We start from the raw sequence: 5441 nt of genomic DNA, 5'->3' as shown, positions 1-5441 counted from the left end.
TATTGACGAATTGGCTCAATTGGCAGGAAAAGACCCACTCGAAGCACGTTTGGATTTGGTACACGATGCACGATATAGAAAGGTATTAGAAACTGTTGCTGAAAAAGCCAATTGGAAAGAAAAATTAGGTGCTGGACAAGGCAAAGGATTAGCAGTTTTTGCTTCGTTTGGCAGTATTTCGGCTTGTTGCATTACGGTTTCTAAAAATGGCAATGGTGTAAATATTGATAAAGTGGTATCGGTGCTTGACTGTGGTTATTATGTAAATCCTGACCATGTAAAAGCTCAAACTGAAGGAAATATTGTAATGGGAATTACGGCAGCTATCAAAGGTGGAATTACTTTTACGAATGGCGTTTGCGACCAAAGCAATTTTCATCAATATAACATAATGCGACTAAATGAAGCTCCAAAAATGGAAATTCATATCATTGATAGTGGCGAAAACCCAGGCGGAGTTGGCGAACCAGGTTTACCACCAATCGCTCCAGCATTGGGTAATGCGATTTTTGCGGCAACAGGCAAACGCATGAGAAAATTACCTTTTGATATTACTAATTTGGGTTGATATGAATGGGGAGGATGAAAATTCTACCCATTTTAATATTTTATTTAGATAACAAGATGGGTAAAAAAGTAGAACAAATTTTTCCAGAAACAATCGAATTTATCGAAAAACAAAAAATATTTTTTGTAGCAACAGCCATGAGTGTGGGAACTGTAAATGTTTCGCCAAAAGGAATGGATACCTTTCGAGTGATAAGTCCAAATCGGGTAATGTGGCTAAATGTAACTGGAAGTGGCAACGAAACAGCTACGCATCTGCAAGAAAATGACCGAATAACCATCATGTTCTGTGCTTTTGATGGAAAACCCCTGATTTTGCGATTGTATGGAAAAGGCAAAGTTTATCATCAAAGAGATAAAGAATGGACAGAGTACATCAATTTATTTCCAAAACTTGATGGTACAAGGCAAATTATTGATATTGATGTACAAATTGTTCAGACATCTTGCGGAATGGCTGTGCCTTTCATGGATTTTAAGCAGGAAAGAGAGGAACTGAAAACTTGGGCAAAAAAGCAAGGAGAAGAAGGTTTAAAAGAATATTGGGATAAGAAAAATACCATTAGTTTTGACGGACACCCAACAGGCATTTTTGAATAATTTTGTGAAAAGAAAAGCACAAAAAAGGTGGATATAGCTATAAAAGTCATATCCACCTTTTCTATTAAAACTATTAAATCAATACTTCACCAGTCATTTCTTTAGGAATTTCTACGCCCATGAGCGTTAAAATCGTTGGAGCAATATCTCCTAATTTACCATTTTTTACATCAAAACGCTCATCTTTATCAACGATAATACAAGGCACAAGGTTAAGTGAATGCTGCGTATTTGGCGATTTATCATCATTTAACATATAATCTGCGTTACCGTGGTCTGCGATTACAATAGAAGTATAACCATTTTCTAAAGCGGTTTCAACAACTTGCTTTAGACATTTATCAACCACTTCAACTGCCGCAACGACTGCCCCAAAAACACCCGTATGTCCGACCATGTCAGGGTTAGCAAAATTTAAGCAAACAAAATCTACTTCGCCTTTTTTCAATTCTGGAATAATGGCATTATCAATATCGAAAGCAGCCATTTGAGGTTTCAAATCATAAGTAGCAACGTCCTTTGGCGATGGGCACATCAAGCGACTTTCACCTTCAAATGGTTGCTCATGTCCACCAGAAAAGAAGAACGTAACGTGTGGATATTTTTCGGTTTCGGCAATACGAATTTGTTTCTTGCCTGCTCTTTCCAAAACTTCACCCAATGTATTATTCAAATTGTCTTTTTCGTAAATGACTTTAACATTTTTGTATGTTTCGTCATAATTTGTCATGGTTACATAGTAAAGATTCAATGCTTTCATGCCAAAATCTGGATGGTCTTTCTGCGTAAGCACTTCCGTAATTTCACGTCCACGGTCAGTACGAAAATTGAAACACATCACTACATCACCTTCTTTTATTGTTGCAACTGGTTTATCAGTATTTTCATCAATAATAACCATTGGCTTCAAAAACTCATCAGTAATACCTTCATCATAGTAATATTCTATCATTTCTTGTACATCGTCAGAATCAATATTCATGCGTGCATCATCTGGTTTTTTTACAGATTTTGGATCTATTGTATCATCAATTGCCGCAATGCCGTTGACCATTGCATCATAAACCATCTTTACTCGCTCCCAACGCTTATCTCTATCCATGGCATAATAACGCCCCGAAATTGTGGCAAGACGAACGCCAGTTTGATGAAGTGTATTTTGTAAATCATCTAAAAAAACTTTTCCACTTTTAGGGTCGCAATCTCTTCCGTCAGTAAAAGCGTGGACGAATGTATCATCGCCCAAACCAAAATCATCTGCTGCCCTACAAAGTCCTTTAAGGTGGTCAATATGCGAGTGAACGCCCCCATCAGACACTAAACCTATGAAATGCACATTCTTTTTATTGTCTTTTGCATATTGAAAAGCATCAACCAAAACTTGTTCTTTGGCTAATTCTCCTTTTTTTACGGCAATATTTATCCTTTCTAATTCTTGATAGACTACTCGTCCCGCACCCAAATTCATGTGCCCAACTTCTGAGTTTCCCATTTGTCCTTCGGGCAAACCTACGGCAGTACCACAAGCTTCAAGTGTGCTATTTGGGTAATCGCTCATCAATTTTCTAAAATATGGAACATTGGCAGCATCAATCGCCGAACGCCACTCTTCTCCTTTTTTTGGAATTCCCCATCCATCGAGGATAATTAAAATTACTTTTTTGCTCATAAGTTTGACCCCTGCCCCAAAAGGGGGATTTATTAAAATAATTCATGCAATGAGGCTTAGATAAAAGCACATGAATATTTTGTTAATATCTTTGGTTAAATAATTTCCAAATTTAATCATTATTTCTTCAATTCTGCTAAAATTTTCTTGCCTCTACTCTTAATAGCAGGTGAGCTATTTTGGTGTTTCAATACCACGTCTTCTATCATAAAAGATAGCTCTTGCTTTAGGTCAGGAATTATTTTAGTGATATTATGACAAACTGTCATAGAAAAAACTATCACCGCAATTGCCTCTTTACTCGAAAGATAGTGAAAACATATATCATAAACTTCTCCGATATATTCGTCTGGAATCTCAATAAATTGCCAAGTTCTAATAATATTTCGTCTTGCCGAGTCATGGATATTTGGTTCATGAAGTTTTTCGATAAAATTCTTGAAAAAAGGAGGAATTAAAAACGGCTGATTCGCCGCACATTCACTCAAAATCCAAGATGACCTTTGAGTAGTCACATAATCGCCATTAAGAAATAGCTGCATCAATTCAGCAAAACGCTGCTCATCGCCACCAACATATTTGCTTATTTTATCGACATTTGTTTTGGAATATTCTTTGAGAATTTCTTGTTGGAGATTCATAATTAATCTACTTTACTCTAAATGATGTTTTTCTATCAAATATTCTAAAAGAGTTTCATTGCTTCGCCATACAATTTGAAAAACATTTTCAAAAAATGGTTCAGATTCATAATAAGGGTCTGGCACTTCTTTAATTCCTCTTGTTTCGGGGTCGTGGTCACGGAGCAAAAAAAGTTTATCAGCAGAAGGCGTTTTATGCTTGGTTTTATAATAAAAGTCATTGACATCTTTGAAGTTTGCTTCGTCCATTACTACAATATGGTCAAAAGTATCTAAATCTGCCTCCGAAAGTTTACGTCCACGATGGATTAGTTTGATGCCATTTTTTTCGGCATTTTTGATGGTTCTTTGGTCAGGTAAACTACCGATATGATAACCCGCAGTTCCTGCCGAATCGCAAGATATTTTGTTTTGTAAACCTCTTTTTTTGACTAATTCTCTAAATGTGCCTTCGGCAATTGGCGAACGGCAAATATTGCCGAGGCACACGAAAAGGATGTTTATCATAAGTTTTAAGATTAAAATAGTGGCAATAAAATTTATTTTTACATTACAGTTTCTTTTATGCCTACCAATAAAAATCTCCATAGTGCAAAGAAAAAGCCTTTAGAAGGGTTTCGATGATAATTAATTGCGATAACTCTTACGGGTTTGTTCCTTAGTGGATTTGCATTTTTGATTACAAAGTTATTTGCTACAATAGACATTATTATCTTCTTTTTTAATACTTTATCTTGATTTTTGTCTTGAAGCATTATTACTTTTAAGTCATGGTATAACATCTTAACCGAGCCTTTTATACCTTTTTTATTTCCTGACATTGTAAATGAAAAACTATCTAACAAGCCATCTTTGGCTTTTGCCATTGCCAATGCATTAGTTACTTGATTTAGGTCTATTGCTGACGTTTTAGCGACTTTCCCATCACACTCAAACGCTCCGTTTAAGCTGGCTATATTAAAATCAAAATTTACATCAACCGAAGTTTTATTCATAAACTCCGTGTTCAAATGGAATAAACAATGGGGATTTTTTTGTAATGGAATTGTATCATTGGTTAAATTCAAAGCTATACCTTTAATTTTATTAAAATGTACATGACCCACTAAATCTGTATCGGGATTATACTCAGAATAAGTAATTTTGAGTTGATTGATATGGACTGTATCAACCATAAATTTAATATCCATTTTTCTGAATGCTTCATGAGGAAAAGGTTTGTAATTAGCCTTAATATTTTCTTTAAATGGGCGGGTATCGGCAAAAACTTCAAGCTTTCCTTTACTAATCCACAAATTTTGGGCATACATTTTCTTTTCCTCAAAAAGCTTTTCTAAATTAATTTTCGTAAGTTTAACATTCTCTACAATAGATTCGACTCTGTCCTGTCCTCCCGAGCGATTGCCATACTCCAAAGCTTTATAACGAGGCAAATTAACTATTTTTCGTATAGTCAGTTCCTTGTTTTTACTAGAAAATAATACGTCATTAATAGTTAATACATTGAGTGAGTCTTCTGAAGGCAGACGCATTTGCTTTAGTCGAAAAAAACATGCTTTTGAGTAGTAAAATCGGTCTTTGTCTTTGTGTGAAACTGAGTCAATTAACAAATTTGACATTTCTAAATCGAGGTTTTCAATTCTATTTGTATTGATTTTCTCTGATGTCGACAAATCAGTATAAGCAAAATTAATATTTTGACAACTTATTTTTCCAACTGAAAACGACTCAATAAATTTTGAAATAATCTGATAGGGAGTTTTTCCAGTTTTAAACGAATTATAAGATTGTTTTTCGTGAATAATTTCGACATTAGGATTTACTATCTCAATACTTGCAATACTGAGTTTTTTTGAAAAAATAATTGTCCATGGTCTAAGTCCAGTCAAGCGAATATTATTTACTTTTCCTTTATAAATATTATTAGGTAATTTTTTTCTCTTTTTGATTTACTCAAAAAGAAA

6 protein-coding genes are annotated in these 5441 nt (G+C 34.7%); 2 read left to right on the top strand and 4 right to left on the bottom strand.

The window, feature by feature from the left end; all coding sequences use genetic code 11:
* On the top strand, positions 1 to 568 hold a 568-nt coding region (locus tag ACH2CJ_RS15620), incomplete at its 5' end, for a molybdopterin cofactor-binding domain-containing protein (protein ID WP_394993884.1).
* Between the two features lie 56 nt (positions 569 to 624).
* Positions 625 to 1167 carry a pyridoxamine 5'-phosphate oxidase family protein gene (locus ACH2CJ_RS15615; protein ID WP_394993883.1) on the top strand — a complete coding sequence of 181 codons (543 nt, stop codon included), beginning with the start codon at positions 625 to 627 and terminating at the stop codon, positions 1165 to 1167.
* Positions 1168 to 1240: 73 nt separating this feature from the next.
* Here the strand turns inward: ACH2CJ_RS15615 and gpmI are convergent, their stop codons facing one another.
* The 4 genes from gpmI to ACH2CJ_RS15595 form a co-directional block, all read right to left on the bottom strand.
* Positions 1241 to 2836, bottom strand: a complete 1596-nt coding sequence (gpmI, locus tag ACH2CJ_RS15610; RefSeq protein WP_394993882.1) for a 2,3-bisphosphoglycerate-independent phosphoglycerate mutase — start codon at positions 2834 to 2836, stop codon at positions 1241 to 1243.
* A 119-nt stretch (positions 2837 to 2955) separates the two neighbouring features.
* Positions 2956 to 3477: a hypothetical protein gene (locus tag ACH2CJ_RS15605; protein WP_394993881.1), complete on the bottom strand. Its 522-nt coding sequence runs from the start codon at positions 3475 to 3477 to the stop codon at positions 2956 to 2958.
* A gap of 12 nt (positions 3478 to 3489) precedes the next feature.
* Positions 3490 to 3984 (bottom strand): low molecular weight protein-tyrosine-phosphatase, encoded by a 495-nt coding sequence (locus tag ACH2CJ_RS15600; RefSeq protein ID WP_394993880.1) that lies wholly within the window; start codon positions 3982 to 3984, stop codon positions 3490 to 3492.
* Positions 3985 to 4022: 38 nt separating this feature from the next.
* Positions 4023 to 5366, bottom strand: a complete 1344-nt coding sequence (locus ACH2CJ_RS15595) for a hypothetical protein (protein ID WP_394993879.1) — start codon at positions 5364 to 5366, stop codon at positions 4023 to 4025.
* Positions 5367 to 5441 lie beyond the last annotated feature (75 nt).

Origin of the sequence: Emticicia sp. (assembly GCF_043780375.1) — a bacterium.
Classification (GTDB): domain Bacteria; phylum Bacteroidota; class Bacteroidia; order Cytophagales; family Spirosomataceae; genus Emticicia.
The sequence above is the reverse complement of the archived record's forward strand: the minus strand, read 5'-3'. Positions and strand labels throughout refer to the sequence as shown.